The organism is Novosphingobium sp. SG707, assembly GCF_012275515.1.
GTDB lineage: Bacteria > Pseudomonadota > Alphaproteobacteria > Sphingomonadales > Sphingomonadaceae > Novosphingobium.
Window position 1 is genome coordinate 318,242 of the sequence record NZ_JAAZQL010000003.1, and the last position, 18,890, is coordinate 337,131.

Here is an 18,890-nt window from a genome sequence, read left to right on the forward strand (position 1 = left end):
ACCGCATCACCCCGACCCCATATGCGCATCTGCACTGGTACGGACGGCGGGACTCGAACCCGCACGAGCAAAGCTCAAGGGATTTTAAGTCCCTGGCGTCTACCATTCCGCCACGTCCGCAAGGCAGGACCACGGCTCTGGCAGATCGGCGGGCAAACGGCAAGGGGGCCCGATGCCGGCCCGCGCCGCGCCAATAAAAAGCGCAGGCCTGCCCCCCCGTGGACAGCCTGCGCCTTTTACATCACTTGGCGATTATGCCCGTTCAGACATTGAGCCGGGCGCGCATTTCCTTGCCCGGCTTGAAGAAGGGCACTTTCTTGCCCGGCACGTCCACCGCTTCGCCGGTGCGCGGATTGCGCCCCTTTCGCGGATCGCGTTCGCGCGTCGAAAAGGCGCCAAACCCGCGCAGTTCCACCCGGCCGCCTTCGGCCAGACGCTGGGCGATTTCATCGAAAAACACATCGACGATCTTTTCCACATCGTCGGTGCGCAATTCGGGGTTAGCCTTGGCCAGTGCCTGCAACAATTCAGATCTGATCATGAATATACCCCCTCTGGGCCGCGGTCCCATTCCAATGGCCCGACCGATCAAACAACCTCTCTCCGGCTCGAGTCTTTTTGCCCGGCTCGGAAGCTTTTATGTACAGAAGTTCAAGACTTTGTACAATAGCGCCCCTAGGTGCAATACGGTGGAGCGCCTTTGACCAGCGATGGTTCCGGCGCGGCGGTTCAGGCGGAGGGGACGGTATCGCCCAACAGGTCGTTAACGCGCAGCCCAAGCCGGGCGATCCGCGCCAGCACCTCGGGCCATTCATTCTGCAAAAACCGTGTCTTTTCAGCATCAAGCAGCCAGGCCCGCGCGCCGGGGGCCACCATCATGCCCACGCCGCGCTGAACCTCGACCAATCCATCAAGCTGAAATTGCTGATAGGCCTTGGCCACGGTCAGCGGATTGGCGCCCTGTTCGGCGGCCAGTGCGCGCACCGACGGCAGCATCGAACCTTCCGGATAGGTGCCGTCGATGATGGCCGCGGCGATCATGTCGCGCAGCTTGAGATAGACCGGGCGGGTGCTGGCTGTCATGGCGCATCACTGCCATAATACAGCGCCTCACACAAGCGCCACCATCGCAGACAGCAGGCAACTTGGCGCTTTCCTTTGCTTACTTCGATGTTAATTTGCGCCCCCATGACAACACCTTCCGACGCGGCCCAAACCCCCGCCAATGGCCCCACATGGATGGGCCATCCGCGCCCGCTGGCCCGCCTGTTCGCCATCGAGATGTGGGAGCGCTTTGGCTATTACGGCATGCGCGCCCTGCTCATGCTTTACCTGACCAAACATTTCCTGCTGGGCGACCGGGTCTCGGCGGGGATCTATGGCGGCTACACCGCGCTGGTTTACCTGACGCCGCTGATCGGGGGGCTGCTGGCGGATCAGTATCTGGGGTCGAAACGGGCGGTCAAATTCGGCGCGCTGATTATGGCGGCGGGCTATTTCGCGCTGGCGCTGGGTGGTTCTCCGGCGCGGCCATGGGCGGAATATGACGGGGCACGCCACGAAATCGTGGTCGAGCATTACCGCGACGGGCCGACCAGCGCGGCCAATGAGACCCGCGCCGTGATCGACCATGGCCGCCCCCTGCTTATCAAGGGGCAAGACGACGGCAGCATCGACCTGATCGCGCCCGACGGTTCAGTGGCGCGCCATCTGGCGCCGGGCGTGCTGAAGGAAGGCGCAGACCGGGATGAGCTGCGTCTGGCCATCACGCTGATGGCGCTTTCAGCGGTGGCAGTGGGCAATGGTTTCTTCAAACCCAATATCGCCACCATCGTCGGCCTGCTCTATGCCGATGGCGATCAACGGCGCGATGCCGGTTTCAGCATCTTTTACATGGGCATCAACCTTGGCTCATGGCTGGGGCAAATGGCCTGCCCGATTCTGGCCGACCATTTCGGCTGGGGGGCGGGTCTGGCCTCGGCGGGGGCGGTGATGCTGATCGCATGGGCGATGATGCATTACAGCCAGCGCAGCCTCGGCGGATTGGGCGAGCCCCCCGCAACCACCGGGCGTGATCCGGCGCTCTGGATCTATCCGGCGGCGATTCTGGCGATTCCGGCCTGCTATTTCCTCTTCACCAACCTGATGCACGCTCCTGCCCCGACGGCGGGCGCGGGCTTTGTCGGCTATCTGATGGGCCTGCCGGTGATGGGCAAATTGCTCTGCGCCACCTTCGGCCTCAGCCTGCCCGCGATCCTGATCTGGTCCTGGCGCGCGGGCAGCCGGGCCGAGTTTGAGATGATGCTGGCCGCGATCATCCTGATGGTGTTCAACACCGTGTTCTGGAGCCTGTTCGAACAGGCGGGATCTTCGCTGACGCTCTTTGCCGACCGCAACGTCGACCGCTCGGTGTTCGGATGGTTCGAAATGTCGGCGCCCGGCACCCAGCAGTTCAACGCCATCGGCATCATCACCTTGGCCCCGGTCATGGGGGCTTTGTGGTCTGTGCTGGCCCGGCGTGGGTGGGAGCCTTCGATTCCCATCAAGTTCAGCATGGGTCTGATCGGGGTTGGCGCAGGCTTCCTGTTCCTCGTGCTGGGCACGCATTTTGCCGGGGCCGATTACCGGGTCGGGCTGGGCTGGCTGGCGGGGCTGTATCTGATCCATTCGGTGGCCGAATTGTGCATTTCGCCGGTCGGCATGTCGATGATCACCAAACTGTCCATCGCGCGCGTGGTCGGACTGATGATGGGGGCGTGGTATCTCTCGCTGGCCATGGGGCAATATGGCGCGGGCCTGCTGGCGCAAATGGCGACGGTGGAAACCGTGGGCGGACAGGTCACCAATCTGAAGCTCAGCCTCGATACCTATGTCGGCGTGTTTACCCAGATCGGGATCGTGACCATCGGCGTGGGGTTGGTGCTGCTGGCGCTGTCGGGGGCGATCAGGAAGTTGATGCATGGGGTGAGTTGAGCTGGAGTAAGCTGAGATGGATCAGGCGTTTTCATGGCTGCTGACCGGGGCGATGGCCTTTGTCGGATCGCATCTGCTGATGTCGCACCCATGGCGCGCGGGGCTGCTCGCGCGGCTGGGGGAAAAGGGCTTTATGGGGCTCTACTCGGTGGTGTCCTTTGCCACGCTGGGCTGGACGATTGCCGCCTTTCGCAGCGTCGGGCCGGGCGGCGCCCCGCTCTGGGACGGCACGGGCGAAGCGCTCTGGATCATCGCCAGCCTGCTCTCGCTGGTCGGCATCACGCTGCTGCTGGGGTCCTTGCATGGCAATCCCGCCATGCCTCAAGTGCCGGGCGAGAAAATCGCCGCTGCCCGCGCCACGGGCGTGTTCGCCGTCACCCGTCACCCGATGATGTGGGGCATCGCGCTCTGGGCGCTGGCGCATGTTCTGGTGGCCCCCACGCCCCGCGTCCTCGTGCTGATGGTGGCCATGGGTGCGCTGGCCCTGATCGGCGCGCGGCTCCAGGATGGGAAAAAGGCGGTGCTGCTGGGCGTCGCATGGGAAAGCTGGAGCGCGCAGACATCCTATTGGCCGCGTTTGGCCGGGTTGACGCGGATTTCGCCTCTGCTCTGGGGGATCGGTGTGTTGGTCTGGCTGGGGGCCACGTTTGGGCATGTCCACGCCAATCATGTGTTGGCGGGTGTTTGGCGGTGGGTTTTGTGAGGTTTATGCCTCCGGCGGGCAAAGGGCGGGGCCCTTTGCAATCCCGTTACTGTCGGCGTGGCGCTAAGAGTTCGGCATCAGGTATCGAACGCAGCGTTGGGATTTTTAAAGCCTGCGGCGCCAATCAGCGCAACCTAGCCGCGCCGCAGGCTATATAAACCATACCCCAAACGCATCACTGCCCATCCTGCCCCACCCCATTAATGGGATTGCAAAGGGACCGAGTCCCTTTGCCCGCCGGAGGCACCTTAAAACCCTTCACTCCGCGCCCGAAGAACACTCCCCACACATCCCGCGCAATTCCACCACCGGCCGCACATCGGCAAACCCGGCCTCACGCGCAGCCTGAATCAGCGCCCCGGTCAGGCGGTCATCGTCGATATGCACCGCCTTTCCGCATCCATCGCAGATGAGGAAGATGCAGTCGTGGCGGCAACCGGGGTGGGGGTTGGCGATATAGGCGTTGGCGCTTTCGACTCGCCGGGCCAGATTCGTCCGCACAAAGAGGTCGAGGATGCGATAGACGCTGTTGGCTGCCACACGCTTGTCGCGGGCCTTGGAAACGGCCTCGGCAATGTCATAGGCGCTGGCGGGCTTGGCGTGTCCGGCAAGGGCGTCGAACACATCGCCGCGCATTTCGGTCCATTGCTCGCCGGCGGTTTCCAGCGCGTTGCGGGCGGCGATGACAAGGCCCTCTCCGCTGTATTCGCGGTGGCGGGGATGCTCGTGGGCGTGTTGTTGGACGTGATCATGCGTAGCGCTCATGGCGCACCTATAGCCCAAATCAGTTGCGGGTGAAATCAGCCTTATAATCGCCCGGGAACATCTGTTTGAGCGCGGCCACTTTGGGCACGTCCCAATAGGCGATATAGGGGTGGGTGGGGTTGAGGGCCGCGAAATCCTGATGGTATTTTTCGGCCGGATAGAATTGGCGCAGAGGTTCGATTTTGGTGGCGATGCGGCCATGCCACAGGCCCGATGCGGCGATCTGGGCCAGATAGGCGCGGGCAACCTTGTCCTGTTCGGGACCGACGGGGATCAGCGCGCTGCGATATTGCGGGCCGATGTCGGGGCCTTGGCCATTGGCCTGCGTGGGGTCGATGATGACCGAGAAGAAGATGCGCAGCAGTTCATCATAGCGCACCTGCGCCGGGTCATAGGTGACGCGCACCGCTTCGGCATGGCCGGTGTTGCCCTGGCCCACATCGTCATAATGCGCGGTATTGGCCGCCCCGCCGTGATAGCCCGAGACCGCGCTGGTCACGCCCTTCACATGGCTGAACACCGCCTCGACGCCCCAGAAGCAGCCACCGGCAAACACCGCCTGTTTCAGGCCGGGTGTTTCCTGCGCCAGGGCAGACGCCGCGGGGGCGACCGTCGTGTGGGTGTTGGCCGCATCAGCGTTCTGGCACGCGGCCACCGACACCAGCAGCGCCATCGCGAAAGGCAGGGCAAAGAGAAAGCCCCGCGCCATGGCTACTGGTTGGCCGGAGCGGTGGCCGGGGCGGCGATCGCCTGCCCCACAAGGCCGGTCAGACCGCCGGGCCCGGTGGACATCACTGCAACAATCAGAGCGCCCCCCAGCGCAAAGCCAATAGCGAAAGAGCGAAACAAATCGCGGTTCAAGAGGCGCATCAGAAGAGTCCGGGAAATTGACTGTCGGGCAGCCAGATGGGGATGATTCCCGGAATGTCTAGACCATCCCGCCTGAACCTTGCGCAACGCCGCGATAAAATGGCGGCCGTATACGACGAAATGCTGCAACGCGGTGGGGCGTTGCAGCATTGCATCAGATCAAGCGTTTAATGCGCCGATCAATGGCGGAAGTGGCGCATGCCGGTGAAGACCATGGCAAGACCCGCTTCATCGGCGGCCTTGATGACCTCATCGTCACGCATCGAACCGCCCGGCTGGATCACCATGGTCGCGCCAGCCTCGACCGCGGCCAGCAGGCCGTCGGCAAAGGGGAAGAACGCGTCCGAGGCCACCGCGCTGCCCTTGGTGCGCGTTTCGGCAAAGCCATGGGTTTCGGCGGCTTCAGCGGCCTTGGCGGCGGCGATGCGGCTCGAATCGCGGCGGTTCATCTGGCCCGCGCCGATCCCGGCGGTCACGCCTTCCTTGGCATAGACGATGGCGTTCGACTTCACATGCTTGGCCACGGTCCAGGCGAAGAGCGCGTCCTTCAATTCCTGCTCGCTGGGCTGGCGCTGGGTCACGACCTTGAGGTCATCAAGGCTGATGGCGCCATTGTCGCGGTTCTGGACCAGCAGACCGCCCGCAATCGGCTTGGCGATCAGACCGCCGCGCTTGGCATCGGGGATTTCGCCGATCAGCAGCAGGCGCAGGTTCTTCTTTTTGGCAAACACCGCCTTGGCATCGTCATTGGCGTCGGGCGCCACGACCACTTCGGTAAAGATGCCGCTGATCGCTTCGGCGGTCGGGCCGTCGAGCGGGCGGTTGACGGCGATGATGCCGCCAAAGGCCGAAACGCTGTCGCACTTGAACGCCGCCTCATAGGCCTCGACCAGCGTTGCCGCCGTGGCGACGCCGCAGGGGTTGGCGTGCTTGACGATCACCACGGTGGGATCGGCATCCTTGAATTCGGCCAACAGTTCGAGCGCGGCATCGGCATCGTTGTAATTGTTATAGCTCAGTTCCTTGCCCTGAACCTGCACGGCCTGGGCCAGACCCTTTTCCTTGGCGCCATGCGGAATGTAGAGCGCGGCGGCCTGATGCGGGTTTTCGCCATAGCGCAGTTCCGACACGCGCGCGCCGGTGATGGCGATGGTTTCGGGGAAAGTCTCGCCCTGATCGACAGTGGCGAACCACTGGCTGATCGCGCCATCATAGGCGGCGGTCAGGGCATAGGCCTTGGCGGCAAACTTGCGGCGCTGGGCCAGCGTGGTTTCGCCATTGGCGACGATGGCATAATCGGCCGGATCGGTGACGATGGCGACGAAATCGTGGTTCTTGGCCGCGCTGCGCACCATCGAGGGGCCGCCGATGTCGATGTTTTCGATGATCTCTTCGCGCGTGCCGCCCTTGGCCACCGTCTGAACGAAGGGATAGAGGTTGACCACCACCAGATCAATCGCGCCGATCGCATGCTCGTTCATGCTGGCCACATGCTCGGCATTGTCGCGCACGGCCAGCAGGCCGCCGTGAACCTTGGGGTGCAGCGTCTTGACGCGACCGTCCATCATTTCAGGAAAGCCGGTCAGTTCCGAAATGTCCTTCACATTCAGACCCGCGTCGCGCAGCGCCTTGGCCGTGCCGCCGGTCGAAACCAGCTCGACACCCTTGGCGGCCAGCGCCTTGCCCAGATCAACAAGGCCCGTCTTGTCCGAAACAGAGAGCAAAGCCCGGCGAATGGTGACAGTGTCAGTCATGGGTGGTGTGTCCTGTGAAGCTGCGTGTTTGGCGCGGCCCTTAAGGATTTTGGCGGTTTTGGGAAGGGTGAAGGGGGGATTTTTTGATCAGGAAGGAAGGATTGAATGCGAGGGTCCAGACCCTCGCGCTCCCGTTACTGTCTTCGTTGCGCCATGGGTTCGGCGGCAAGTGTCGGACGCAGCGTTAGAATTTTTAAGCCTGCGGCGCCAAGCAGCACCAAAGCGCCGCAGGCATTAAATCCAATCCGCTTCGCAGATCACCCCACCCCCCCGCAAACCTTACGCCACCCCATTAACGGGATCGCAAAGGGACCGAGTCCCTTTGCCCGCCGGAGGCAAAAATCACCCCATCTTCTTCAAAATCCAAGAAAAGCTCCCGCCCCCCCGCGACACCATCCCCTGAATCACCAATTGCTGCACCGGCACCGGGCGCCCCTGCCCATCGGCCCAGATCGATTCCTCGATGGCGATTTCGCCCCCGCCGCTGCGGAATTGCCAGTAGGAGCCGTCAGGCAGCGCCATGCCCACGCCTTGTTTGTCCTCGGACAGGCCGACCTCGACGCCGGGGCCGAGGTGGAAGCGCAGCGCATAGGAGACCATGCCGCGCTTGCCCTTGCGTCCGGTGGGGACGAGCAGATCCTCGCCGCGCAATTCGGTCCCGTCGTCGCGCAAGATCAGGATGCGGCGATGGGTCAGGCCATAGCGCCCGGCATAGCCATCGTGGCTGGCCTCAAGGCGGGTGGCGCCCCATGTGCGCCCGGATGTGCCGTTGCGCTCGCCCTCGATACTGCGGCGGTCCACCTCGACCTCGGCCACGCCCGAGCCAAGCCCGCCGTTGATCAGCACCGCGGTCGAATTGGCATCGTCGAGCACCAGCGTCGAATGGGCCGCCGTGGCGCGCAGCCCCTGATCCAGCCGCACCGGCATCAGGCCGCCCGCCGCCGCGCCGCCGCCGCAATTGACGATCACGCGCTGTCCGGCATGGCTTAGCTCAAAGGCCAGCGTCGAAGCGCAGCCATTGCGCGCGTGGCGCGTCAGCGGCGGGGGCGCGGCGTCGAACTGCATCACGCTCTTGCCCGCCACCACGCGCTGATAGCCCCATTGGCGCACTTCGCGCAGGGGCCGCGTGCGCACCCCCGTGGCCGCGATCAGCGAGGAAACGTCCGAGGCCGAGACCGCCCATCCGCCCTGCCAACTGCCCAAGGCGCCATCGCCATGGGTCAGCGCCAGCAAGGGCGGCACCATCAGCGAGAGGATCGATTCGAGCGCGGCGGGCGGTTCGCGCCGCGTAGCGCGATAGCAGGCGATCAATTGCACCAGGAGCGCAATCGCCTCCATCTGGCCCAGCGGGCTGCGCGCCATGCAGCCGCCGTCATCGCCCAGCAATTCGCCCAGCGAGGCGATCAGCCCCGCCTCACCATAGAGCCTGCGCGGGCGGCCATCGGGCAGCAGCAGCCCGGCCGCGACAATCGCGCACCAGCCCGCCACCTGCGCCAGCGTATCCTCGCCCTTGGCCACATGGCGGTCCAGCCAGCGCGCATGATCGGCCATCGCCCCCAGCGTCTGCACCCGCAGCGTCTTGTCGCCGCCCGAGAGCAGCAGCGGCGCATGGACCAGCCAGCCGAGCAGCCGCGCGCCCGTATAGGCCACCGTCCACGCGGGCCCCTTGCCGGGGCGCGAGGGCGGCTTGGGATTGGCCATCAGCCATGCGGCCAAAATCCGTTCGGCCACCGGCGAGACCTGTTCGCGCGGCCCCGCCGCCTCCAGATCGGCCAGCCAGTGAAACCCATGCACCAGCCGTTCGAGCGGCGGCGCCAACCGCCCCGCCCCGGCCAGATCGAGCTGGGCAATCGGCTGTTTCAGCCCATGGACGAGAAAATGCCCGGAGCGCAGCGCCGCCCCCGCCGTTTTATCGCCCGCCAGCGGATTCGTCACCGTGGCCAGCAATTTGGGCCGCGCGGGCTTGCGGAAAGGAGCGGTCAGCACCTGCCCCGGAACGCCGATGCGATAGGCCAGCCGGATCAGTCGCTCACCCGCGCCCAGCGAAGGCGGCGTGAAATCGGCGAGCGCGAGCGCGCGGCCCGGTTCGACCACCTGCGCTGACGCTTCGTTGTTTTCGACGCCTTCACCGTCGTCCAACGTCGGTAATGGGATAGCCTGCCCCTTGCCCTTCCCCGCCTTGCGGGGCTTGCCTTGTGCAGACATATCCAGGTTCATGGTTCAGCCCAATCCTTTGAGCGCCGCGATATTCGCGGCATAGTGATCCGGCCCGCCCCGGAATGTGGCCGTGCCCGCCACCAGAGCATTGGCCCCGGCCGAAATGGCCAGCGGCGCGGTGGTGGTGTCAATGCCGCCATCCACCTCCAGATGGATCTCGCGCCCGGTCTTGTCGATCATCTTGCGGATCGCCTCGATCTTGCGAAGCTGGCTGGAAATGAACTTCTGTCCGCCAAAGCCGGGATTGACGCTCATCACCAGCACCAGATCGATGTCATCGATCAGATAGTCGAGCATCTTGGCAGGCGTGGCCGGGTTGAGCGAGACGCCCGCCTTGCATCCTGCGGCATGGATCGCCTGCACCGTGCGGTGGCTGTGGGGCCCGGCCTCGGGGTGGAAGGTGATGATGTCGGCGCCCGCATCGGCAAAGGCCTGAATATAGGGATCGATCGGCTGGATCATCAGGTGGACATCGAAGATCTTCTTCGTATGGGGGCGCAGCGCCTTGACCACCATCGGCCCGATGGTGATGTTGGGCACGAAATGGCCGTCCATGACGTCAACGTGGATCCAGTCGGCGCCTGCCGCGTCAATCGCGCGCACTTCCTCGCCCAGCCGGGAAAAATCGGCGGAAAGGATCGAAGGGGCAATCAGAGGCAAGCTCATCACACCAGTTCCACACATGTTGATGCGGCGATAAACGCCATGATTCGCGCAGTCACAAGCACGTAGTTCTCCATTTTCCACACACTTATCGCCGCCGGGCGGCTTGGTGCAGGCAAAAGCTGCGGATTTATGCGCCTTTGCGGCGCGTCAAGCCTTTCGTTATTCCCGGCAAAGCGACATAAACCAGAGCCTGCTGCAGTTTTCTGGGGAAAAACCGCTAGGCCCGTCTCCGCAAGCGCAAGAGAATGAGGGGCCAGAGCCGGTCTTTTGCCCGTCCGGCCGCCCTCCCATGGTGAATAGTCCGTTAGCCAAAACTAGGGCTAATGACCTGTTGCCGCCCAAAAGCTTCGGCAAGAGCGTGTCGCCTATCATGCGCCCAGGATGGATGCCCGACAGATCGGCCGGATTGGTCAATTGGCACTGGCGGCTCGCATGGGTGGATAATAACAATGGACAGCAGGAATTCGCCGCAGGAAGCCCAGCGCAAGGGGCTGCTGCGTCCGATCAACGGATTGGTGGTCGCGGCGATTCTCATGCTGGTGGGCGCAACGACCTTTACCCTGATACGGATGGGCAAGGGCGCCAATGACTATGAATTCGGCATTATCAACCGCAGCTGGCAGCACAATGTGCAGCAATGGCAGGCCAGCGGCCAGACGCTGATCCGTCAGGACGAGGCGCCCGCCCGTCTGGCGGCGGACGACCGGCGCTGGATCGAACAGGCCGTTCTGGCCCCGATGCGCACGCAGATCGGGTCCGCACAGGTCCGGCTGGAACCGGCCGAACCGGCGGACAAGGCGGTGGCGCTGCGCCTCGTCCATGGCACGGCCATCCTTTCGCTGCCCATGACCGCGCGGACGCCGGCCGGCGCGCCTGCGCCCTATGTGCTGCGCGTGGCGGTGGATCAGGGGCTGGTTTCGCAATTCGGCGGCCAGCATGGACAGGTCCATCTCCTGCTGCCCAAGGGCAAACCGCCGATCAGCGGCTATCACATCATGCCCCTGACCAGCCCCGACGGCCAATTGGTGGCCTCGCTGGCATGGCCCGCGATCAATCCATTCAAGGCATCGGAAACCGAGATTCCTCAGATGCTGCTGGCTATTGCGGCAGCCTTCCTGATGCTGGTCTGGCTTTTCATGCGGCGCAGCAACACGATTGCCAGCGACCTGATCGCCAGCGAGGCGCGCGCGCGCCATCTGGCCTTTCACGACACGCTGACCGGATTGCCCAACCGGGCGATGATGTTTGACCGGCTGGGACAGCTTCTGGCCATGTCGCGCCGCTATGCCGGGGAAATGGCGGTCCATTGCCTCGATCTCGACCGGTTCAAGGAGGTCAATGACACGCTGGGCCATCATGCAGGCGACGAATTGATCCAGCAGGTGGCGCGGCGGCTGAGTGAATTGTGCCGCGATTCCGATACGGTGGCGCGGCTGGGCGGCGATGAATTCGTGATCCTGCAGCCAGAGGCCGATGGTTCGGGCGCCTCGCATCTGGCACAGCGGGTGCTCAAACTGTTCGAAACGCCCTTTGTGCTGGAGGCGGGCGTGGTCGAGGTGGGGGTTTCCATCGGCGTCACGCTGGTGTCCAACCCGGAAATGGAACCGGCCGAGGCGCTGCGTCAGGCCGATCTGGCGCTTTATGGTTCCAAGGAAAATGGGCGCAACCGCGTCACCTTTTTCGAACCCGACATGGATGCCGCGCTGCGCATGCGGCGCAGTCTGGAAAGCGATCTGCGCAAGGCGCTGGCCGATGGCAGTCTGACCATGGTCTATCAGCCCCAGATGGACGGGCGCGGGGCGATCGACGCGATAGAGGCGCTGGTGCGCTGGAACCATCCCGAACGCGGCAGCATCGCCCCCTCGATCTTTGTGCCCCTTTGCGAGGAAAGCGGGCTGATCCTCGATCTGGGCGAATTCGTGTTCCGCCGCGTGTTTGAGGAAACCGCCGGATGGGGCGACATCCGGGTGGCGATCAATGTCTCGGCGCTGCAATTGCGCTCACCCATGTTCATGGCGACGTTGACGCGGCTGGTGGCCGAATTCCGGGTCAATCCCGAACGCTATGAAATCGAGATCACCGAAACCGCCTTGCTGGGCGATGACGGCATCACGCGCGACAATATCACCATGCTGAAACAGGAAGGCTTTTCCATCGCGCTCGATGATTTCGGCACCGGCTATTCCAGCCTCAATTCGCTCAAGCGCTTTTCGGTCGACAAGATCAAGATCGACCGCAGCTTTGTCCATAACCTTGAGGCCAATGACGAGGCCGAAGGGCTGGTCGATGCCATCGTCAAGCTGGGCCGCGCGCTCAAACTGGATGTCGTGGCCGAGGGCGTGGAAACCGAGCATCAGCGCGACCGTCTGGCCGCCTGCGGATGCAACACGTTTCAGGGCTTCCTGGTCTCGCGCCCGGTTCCCGCCTCCGAGCTGAACGGGCTGTTTTCCGGCCATAATCCGTAATCGCCCGGATGGGCGCTTGGTCAAAGCCCAATGTTTGAACGGCATAATGGCGCGGTGCCACACCATCCCCGCCCTTTCCTGTCGCGCCTGATCGCCAACCGGCGGGGCAATGCCCTGCCGATGCTGGCGCTGATCCTGTCGCTGCTGATGGCCTTTGTCGGCTGCGCGGTGGATGGGGCGCGGATGTATATGGTCAATGCCCGCCTGCAACAGGCCTGCGATGCGGGGGTTCTGGCCGGGCGCAAGGCGATGACCGACACCAGCACCGGCAACACCACGCTGGATTCGACCGCAACGGCGGCGGCCAATGCCTTTTTCGCCAACAATATCCGCACCGGCTGGTACGGCATCACCGCGCTCAGCTTTACTCCCGCCAAGACCGCCGACGCACAGGTCAGCGCCACCGCCAGCGCGGCCATGCCCATGACGCTGATGCGCGCTTTCGGCTATAGTTCGATCACGCTCAACGCCGTGTGCCAAGCCACCTATCAGATCAGCGACACCGATGTGATCTTCGTGCTGGACACCACCGGCTCGATGGCCTGCCTGCCCTCGGACGACACCACCACCTGCAACAACTATGTCAACTCGGTGACCGCCACAGCCTATTCCCGCCCCGCCGACGGCACCGGCAGCGGCAATACCAGCACGGCGGGCTATCCCGGATCGACCGCCTATTATGTGCCGGAAAAATCAGGCTCGCGGATCGCCGCGCTGCGCAGCGCGGTGCTTTCCTTCTATGACACGATGGCCGCCTCGATCGATGTCAACACGCGGGTGCGCTATGGCTTTGTCACCTATACGTCCACGATCAATTCGGGCCGCGCGATCATGGACATCAACCCGGCCTATATCGTGGGCGGTCTGGGCAGCGTGAACACGAGCTGGAATTATCAGACCCGCGTGCTGACCGGCACGGGCTTTTCCTTCTCCTGCTTCTGCACCCTGCCCAATTGGCAATACAAGCAGAGCCCGCAATTGCTGACCACCTTTGTCACCGGCGCGCCCACGGTGGACCCGACCAAATATGTGAACACCACCGACACGTGGGAAGGCTGTATCGAGGAAGCCTATACCACCCCGGGCGTCACCAGCTTTTCCACCACCAGCCTGCCCAATGACCTGAACCCCGACCTGAAGCCGGGCAGCGACATCCGCACGCAATGGAAGCCGATGTGGACCGCCGTCACCTATGCGCGCAACAATTACAGCAGCACCGCCACCGCCACATCCAGCGGCGACACCAGCAACAGCCCCAATCTCGATCAGGCCGCCTATTACAAAGCGGGCTATATCAGCTGCGGCAAGCCGGTTTCGCGTCTGGCCGCGATGACGCGCACGCAAGTGTCCAATTACGTCAACGCCACGGATTTTCGCGCGATAGGCGGCACCTATCATGATCTGGGCATGATCTGGGGTACGCGGCTGATTTCGCCCGACGGCATCTTTGGCGCCGATACCGCCGCGACCACCGGCCGCGATGCGCCCAAGCGGATCATCGTATTCCTGACCGATGGCGATATGGCGCCCAGCCAGTATATCTACGGCTCCTATGGCGTGGAATATTACGACCAGCGCGTGTCGGGCGGCGATCTGGCCAATCTGAAAAATTATCACAATGCGCGCTTCCTCGCCGCCTGCGCCGCAGCCAAGGCCAAGAACATCAGTGTGTGGACCGTGGCGCTGGGCATGAGCAGCACGACCGAGCTGACCCAATGCGCGACCTCGCCCTCGCAGGCGCTCTCCACCACATCGGGATCGGGCCTGTCCGCCCAATTCGCCACCATCGCCAGCAAGATCGCCAAGCTGCGGATTTCGAAATGAAGCGGCTGCGGCATCTTCTGCGCGCGAGCGGCGGCGCGGCGCTGGTGGAATTCGCGCTGGTTTTGCCGGTGATGCTGCTGATGGGGATGGGCCTGTGCGAAATGGCCTATCAGGCCTATATGCAGGCGATCCTGACGGGCGCGGTGCAAAAGGCCGGGCGCGACAGCACGGTGGAAAGCGCCAACACCACCACCATCGACAATGCCGTGCTGCAGGCGGTGAAGAACATCAACGGCAATGCGGCCTTTGTCTCGGGCTATCCGATGCGCAAATCCTATGCTTCGTACGGCTATATTTCGCCCGAGAGCTTTGTCGACAGCAACGGCAACGGCATGCGCGATCCCGGCGAATGTTTTACCGATGTGAACGGCAACGGCATCTGGGATGCCGATCCGGGCGTATCGGGCAATGGCGGGGCGGGCGATACGGTGCTCTATACCGCCTCGATCACCTACACCCGCCTGTTTCCGCTGGGCCTGTGGCTGGGCTGGGGCAAAACGGCCACGCTTTCGGCCAGCACCATCCTGAAAAACCAGCCATGGGCGATGCAGACCACCACGGCGGCGGCCACGGTATGCACATGATGCACATGATGCGCCGCCTGCTGCGCGATGGTTCGGGCGCCTCGCTGATCGAATTCGCGCTGGCGCTGCCGGTCGTGTTCTACATGGGCGGGGCGGGAATCGAATATACCAACATGGCCCGCGTCCAGATGCAGATCAGCCAGATCACGCTCGATCTGGCCGACAATGCCAGCCGGGTGGGTCTGGCCAGCAATCTGGCCGCAACCCAGATCCGCGAAACCGATATGAACGATGTGCTGGCGGGCGCGCGGCTGCAGGGCAACGGGCTGGGCCTGACCACCAACGGGCGCGTCACCATCTCCAGTCTGGAAATGGTCCAGCAGTCCTATGACACCGTGCCCGTGCAGCGCATCCACTGGCAACGCTGCATCGGCCTGAAAAGCGGCAGCGGCTATGCCTCATCCTATGGCACCACATCGGCCACTGCGGGAACGGACGCCACCGTGGCCAATGCGGGCACGACCATGGCCACGGGCATGGGCGACACCGGATACAAGGTCAACGCCCCCACCGGCGCCGGGGTGATGTTCGTCGAGGTCAATTACACCTACCAGCCTTTTTTCGGCACGATGTTCGTGGCCAACAAGCTGATGCATTACAGCGCCAGCTTTGTGGTGCGCGACCTGCGCGATTATGCGCAGATCTATAACCCCAGCCCGGCAGCGACGCGGATGATGTGTGACAAGTATACGAGTTAGAAGAAAGTTTTAGATGCGAGGGTCATAACCCTCGCGCTCCCGTTACTGTCCGCGTTGCGCCAAGGGTTCAGCCAATGGGTATCGACGCACCACCCGAAATTTTGAAAGCCTGCGGCGCCAAGCAGCCTGAGTCTTCCGCGCCGCAGGCCTTCCATAACCCCCAAAAACCCCCGCTGGCCACCCCGGCACCACCCCATAACGGGATTGCAAAGGGCCCCCGCCCTTTGCCCGCCGGAGGCACCGAAAAGCCCGCCGGAAGCATAATCCCCATGAACAGCCGGATGGCGCGCGGCAAGCTGCCCCCAGCGCCACACCACCATCCGACCATTCGGGAACGCGACATGCCCCGCCCATCGGCATGAACAGATCACGCGCCCCCTGTTGCTGGTAACGGCTTGCCCCCCAAGCCGCCGGCAACATATCGAACAATTCAGCCTATGAATGTCAACGCTTGCAGACCTTGTCCGTAAAGGCAACAGGATCATAGGGTTCGGGGCAAAATATCCTTGCCCGGCCCGCCGCCAGCCATTCGTCATTTGACGTAGGATCATGCAGCCCGATTGCGCGTTACACCATGTCGACAGCAATCAGCCAGCGGGGGTCGACAGATGGCGGCAAGCGACAGGATCGACAGGCTGGCGTGCCGCCTCTTTGCGCGCCGGATGCGGGGCGCGGCGGGATGATCGAAACCTTGCGCCTGATGGACAGGATCAAGTCTGCGCCGGGGCGCTTCATGCTGGTGATGGCGGCCATGGCGGTGATGATGACCGCGATCATCGGGGCGGCCTATTGGGCGCTGGGGCGCAGCCTGCCGGCGCAGAGCATGCCGATGGTGCGCGCTGTTCTAGTGACAGCGCTGGGGGCGCTGCTGGCGGTGGGCGGCGCGCTGGGCGGGCTGATCCTGCGCGCCTATGACAGCCGCCGCGCGGCCCTGTCGGAGGCGCGCCGCCATGTGGCCGACCTGCGCGCCGAGGTGGCCGCGCATAATGCCACGCTAGAGGAACTGCATCTGGCCAAGGAGGTGGCCGAGGCGGCCAACAGCGCCAAGAGCCGCTATCTCGTTTCGGTCAGCCACGAGATCCGCTCGCCGCTCAATTCGATCTACGGCTATGCGCAATTGCTGGAGCGCGGGCATGACATCGCCCCGATCGAGGCCGCGCGGATCATCCGCCGGTCTTCCGAACATCTGACCAATCTGGTCGAGGGCCTGCTGGATATCAGCCATGTCGAAAGCGGGGTGCTGCGCCTGTCGAACGATACGGTGCGCCTCAAAAGCCTGCTGGATCAGATCGCCAGCATGTTCCGCCCGCAGGCCCAGTCGCGCGGGTTGACACTGGTCTATGAAACACAGGGCCATCTGCCCGAATTTGTGCGCACCGATCAGAAGCGCCTGCGCCAGATCCTGATCAACCTGCTCTCCAACGCGATCAAGTTCACCAAGGCGGGGCAGGTCACTTTCGGCGTCACCTATCGCTCTCAGGTGATGAGCTTCACCATCGCCGACACCGGGATCGGCATTGAACAGCAGGACCTGGCCCGCATCTTCGCCCCCTTTGAACGCGGCACGCATCCCGAGGCGCAGCGGCAAAAGGGCATCGGCCTTGGTCTGGCGATCACGCAGGCGCTGGTGCATATCCTGGGCGGCGATCTGGCCGTGAGCAGCGAGCCGGGCGTGGGCACGACCTTTACCGTGCGCCTGATGCTCAGCCCGGTGCAGGCCAGCGTGCAGGAGGTGAAAAGCACCCGCGCGATCACCGGCTTTGACGGCCCCCCGCGCCATGTCCTGCTGATCGACGATGACCCGGACCAGACCTCGCTGCTGCGCGGGCTGCTCGAACCCTTGGGCTTTATCCTGCATATCGCGCATGATGGCGATTCCGGTCTGGAACTGGCCCGCCAGCACCGGCCCGAACTGGTGCTGCTCGATGTCACCATGCCGGGCCTGTCGGGCTGGGAAGTGGCGCGGCGGCTGCGCGCGATGCGGGGCGGCGATATACGCATCATCATGGTTTCGGGCGACGCCCACGAGATCCGGCAGGGCAGCGCGGGCTTCATCGCCCATGACCAGTTCCTGATCAAACCGGTCGATCTGGACGCGCTGATCGATGCGGTGGGCAGCCTGCTGGGCCTGCACTGGCGCGGGCGGACCGAGGAGGCCGAGGCCCCCGAACCCGCCCCCGACCGCGAGGCCCTGCCCGATGAAGCCCGCCCCTTTCTGGCCGATATCGAGAGCGATCTGCGCATCGGCCATGTGCGCGGCGTGGAAAAAGCGATCCGCGCGATGGAGGCCGCCGTGCCGCAGGCCGCCCCCTTGGCCAAGCGGCTGCTGGCCAGCCTCGACCGGTTCGATCTGGGCGAACTGGCCGCCGAACTTGCCGCCAACAGACGCGGAGAGGCATGATGCGACACGACCCGCTGATGGCGCAGGACCCCCAGCCCCATGTCGATACCGTGCTGGTGGTGGATGATACGCCCGAATCTTTGCGCTTTCTGGCCGATACGCTGGAGGTGGAGGGCATCCGTGTGCTGATCGCCACCAGCGGCGAGGCGGCGCTCTCGCTGCTGTCGCATATCGTGCCCGATCTGATCCTGATGGATGCGGTGATGCCGGGCATCGGCGGTTTTGAGGCCACGCGCATCCTCAAACGCAACCCGGCCAGCGCCCGCGTCCCCGTCATCTTCATGACCGGCCTGACCGAGAGCGAGCATGTGCTGGCGGCGCTGGAGGCGGGCGGGGTCGATTATGTGCGCAAGCCTCTGGTCATCAACGAATTGATCGCGCGGGTGCGGGTGCATATGGCCAATGCGCGTCTGGCGCAGGACAGTCAGGCCGCGCTCGACGCTAGCGGGCGCCATCTGATTTCGATGGGGCGAGAAGAGCAATTGCTCTGGTGGACCCCGCAGGCCGGCAGCCTGCTGGCGGAAAATTGCCCCGAATGGAGCGTGGTCCCCGGCCCTGCCCCCGCCCCGCTGCGCCCCGCCCTTGCTCGTCTGGCCCGCGCGGATGAAAGCGGGGCCAGCGTCCGGCTCGACCTTGCCCATTCGACGCTGGAGCTAGTGCTGGTGGCGCGGATGCGCGGGGCCGAATGGCTGGTGCGCCTGAACGACGTCAACCCGGCGGGCGACATCGCCCTGCTTCAGGCCCGCCACGGATTGACCAGCCGCGAGGCCGAGGTCCTGCTGTGGATCAGCTATGGCAAGCCCAACCGCGTCATCAGCGAGATCCTGTCGATTTCTCCCCGCACGGTGAACAAGCATCTGGAGCAGGTTTTCGTCAAACTGGGCGTGGAAACCCGCGCGGCGGCGGCGGCGCTGGCAGTGCGCGCGATTAACGGGTGATGGGCCGATTTTGCAAAGACTCTCTTTGCAAA

Annotated in this window: 16 protein-coding genes and 1 tRNA gene; 8 read left to right on the forward strand and 9 right to left on the reverse strand. The window is 64.0% G+C overall.

Going from position 1 to position 18,890, the window contains the following annotated elements; genetic code table 11:
* Positions 1 to 35: 35 nt before the first annotated feature.
* From FHW92_RS10220 to FHW92_RS10230, 3 genes are all read right to left on the reverse strand, one after another.
* A tRNA-Leu gene (locus FHW92_RS10220) sits at positions 36 to 120 on the reverse strand.
* Between the two features lie 142 nt (positions 121 to 262).
* On the reverse strand, positions 263 to 541 hold the full coding sequence (locus tag FHW92_RS10225; RefSeq protein ID WP_168603153.1) for an integration host factor subunit beta: 279 nt from the start codon (positions 539 to 541) through the stop codon (positions 263 to 265).
* 188 nt (positions 542 to 729) lie between these two features.
* The gene (locus FHW92_RS10230) at positions 730 to 1,083 is read right to left on the reverse strand and encodes a GntR family transcriptional regulator (protein ID WP_168603154.1); all 354 of its coding nucleotides are present in this window, start codon (positions 1,081 to 1,083) and stop codon (positions 730 to 732) included.
* Between the two features lie 105 nt (positions 1,084 to 1,188).
* Here FHW92_RS10230 and FHW92_RS10235 point away from each other — a divergent pair, with 105 nt between their 5' ends.
* Complete coding sequence (locus tag FHW92_RS10235; RefSeq protein WP_246870051.1) at positions 1,189 to 2,973, forward strand: peptide MFS transporter; 1,785 nt, start codon at positions 1,189 to 1,191, stop codon at positions 2,971 to 2,973.
* 16 nt (positions 2,974 to 2,989) lie between these two features.
* On the forward strand, positions 2,990 to 3,676 hold the full coding sequence (locus FHW92_RS10240; RefSeq protein ID WP_168603156.1) for an NnrU family protein: 687 nt from the start codon (positions 2,990 to 2,992) through the stop codon (positions 3,674 to 3,676).
* A gap of 258 nt (positions 3,677 to 3,934) precedes the next feature.
* On the opposite strand, the gene FHW92_RS10245 is transcribed toward FHW92_RS10240, so the two are convergent.
* The 6 genes from FHW92_RS10245 to rpe form a co-directional block, all read right to left on the reverse strand.
* Positions 3,935 to 4,441 (reverse strand): transcriptional repressor, encoded by a 507-nt coding sequence (locus FHW92_RS10245; RefSeq protein ID WP_168603157.1) that lies wholly within the window; start codon positions 4,439 to 4,441, stop codon positions 3,935 to 3,937.
* Positions 4,442 to 4,460: 19 nt separating this feature from the next.
* Positions 4,461 to 5,150: a peptide-methionine (S)-S-oxide reductase MsrA gene (gene msrA, locus FHW92_RS10250; RefSeq protein ID WP_168603158.1), complete on the reverse strand. Its 690-nt coding sequence runs from the start codon at positions 5,148 to 5,150 to the stop codon at positions 4,461 to 4,463.
* Between the two features lie 2 nt (positions 5,151 to 5,152).
* Positions 5,153 to 5,311 (reverse strand): hypothetical protein, encoded by a 159-nt coding sequence (locus FHW92_RS25520; protein ID WP_210428442.1) that lies wholly within the window; start codon positions 5,309 to 5,311, stop codon positions 5,153 to 5,155.
* 179 nt (positions 5,312 to 5,490) lie between these two features.
* Positions 5,491 to 7,065 carry a bifunctional phosphoribosylaminoimidazolecarboxamide formyltransferase/IMP cyclohydrolase gene (gene purH, locus FHW92_RS10260; protein ID WP_168603160.1) on the reverse strand — a complete coding sequence of 525 codons (1,575 nt, stop codon included), beginning with the start codon at positions 7,063 to 7,065 and terminating at the stop codon, positions 5,491 to 5,493.
* Between the two features lie 342 nt (positions 7,066 to 7,407).
* On the reverse strand, positions 7,408 to 9,282 hold the full coding sequence (locus FHW92_RS10265; protein WP_168603161.1) for a heparinase II/III family protein: 1,875 nt from the start codon (positions 9,280 to 9,282) through the stop codon (positions 7,408 to 7,410).
* A gap of 3 nt (positions 9,283 to 9,285) precedes the next feature.
* Positions 9,286 to 9,948, reverse strand: coding sequence for a ribulose-phosphate 3-epimerase (gene rpe / locus FHW92_RS10270; protein ID WP_168603162.1), 663 nt, complete (start codon positions 9,946 to 9,948; stop codon positions 9,286 to 9,288).
* A gap of 449 nt (positions 9,949 to 10,397) precedes the next feature.
* On the opposite strand from rpe, the gene FHW92_RS10275 reads away from it, so the two are divergent.
* From FHW92_RS10275 to FHW92_RS10300, 6 genes are all read left to right on the forward strand, one after another.
* Entirely contained in the window at positions 10,398 to 12,413 is a 2,016-nt protein-coding gene (locus FHW92_RS10275) for an EAL domain-containing protein (RefSeq protein ID WP_168603163.1), read from the forward strand.
* A 30-nt stretch (positions 12,414 to 12,443) separates the two neighbouring features.
* Complete coding sequence (locus FHW92_RS10280) at positions 12,444 to 14,237, forward strand: TadE/TadG family type IV pilus assembly protein (protein ID WP_168603164.1); 1,794 nt, start codon at positions 12,444 to 12,446, stop codon at positions 14,235 to 14,237.
* On the forward strand, positions 14,234 to 14,821 hold the full coding sequence (locus FHW92_RS10285; protein ID WP_168603165.1) for a TadE/TadG family type IV pilus assembly protein: 588 nt from the start codon (positions 14,234 to 14,236) through the stop codon (positions 14,819 to 14,821). The genes FHW92_RS10280 and FHW92_RS10285 overlap by 4 nt, the downstream gene beginning before the upstream one ends.
* Positions 14,818 to 15,519, forward strand: coding sequence for a TadE/TadG family type IV pilus assembly protein (locus tag FHW92_RS10290; protein ID WP_246870052.1), 702 nt, complete (start codon positions 14,818 to 14,820; stop codon positions 15,517 to 15,519). Before FHW92_RS10285 ends, FHW92_RS10290 begins: the two co-directional genes overlap by 4 nt.
* A 574-nt stretch (positions 15,520 to 16,093) precedes the next feature.
* On the forward strand, positions 16,094 to 17,920 hold the full coding sequence (locus tag FHW92_RS10295; protein WP_168603167.1) for an ATP-binding protein: 1,827 nt from the start codon (positions 16,094 to 16,096) through the stop codon (positions 17,918 to 17,920).
* Complete coding sequence (locus FHW92_RS10300) at positions 17,917 to 18,858, forward strand: response regulator (protein ID WP_246870053.1); 942 nt, start codon at positions 17,917 to 17,919, stop codon at positions 18,856 to 18,858. The genes FHW92_RS10295 and FHW92_RS10300 overlap by 4 nt, the downstream gene beginning before the upstream one ends.
* Positions 18,859 to 18,890 lie beyond the last annotated feature (32 nt).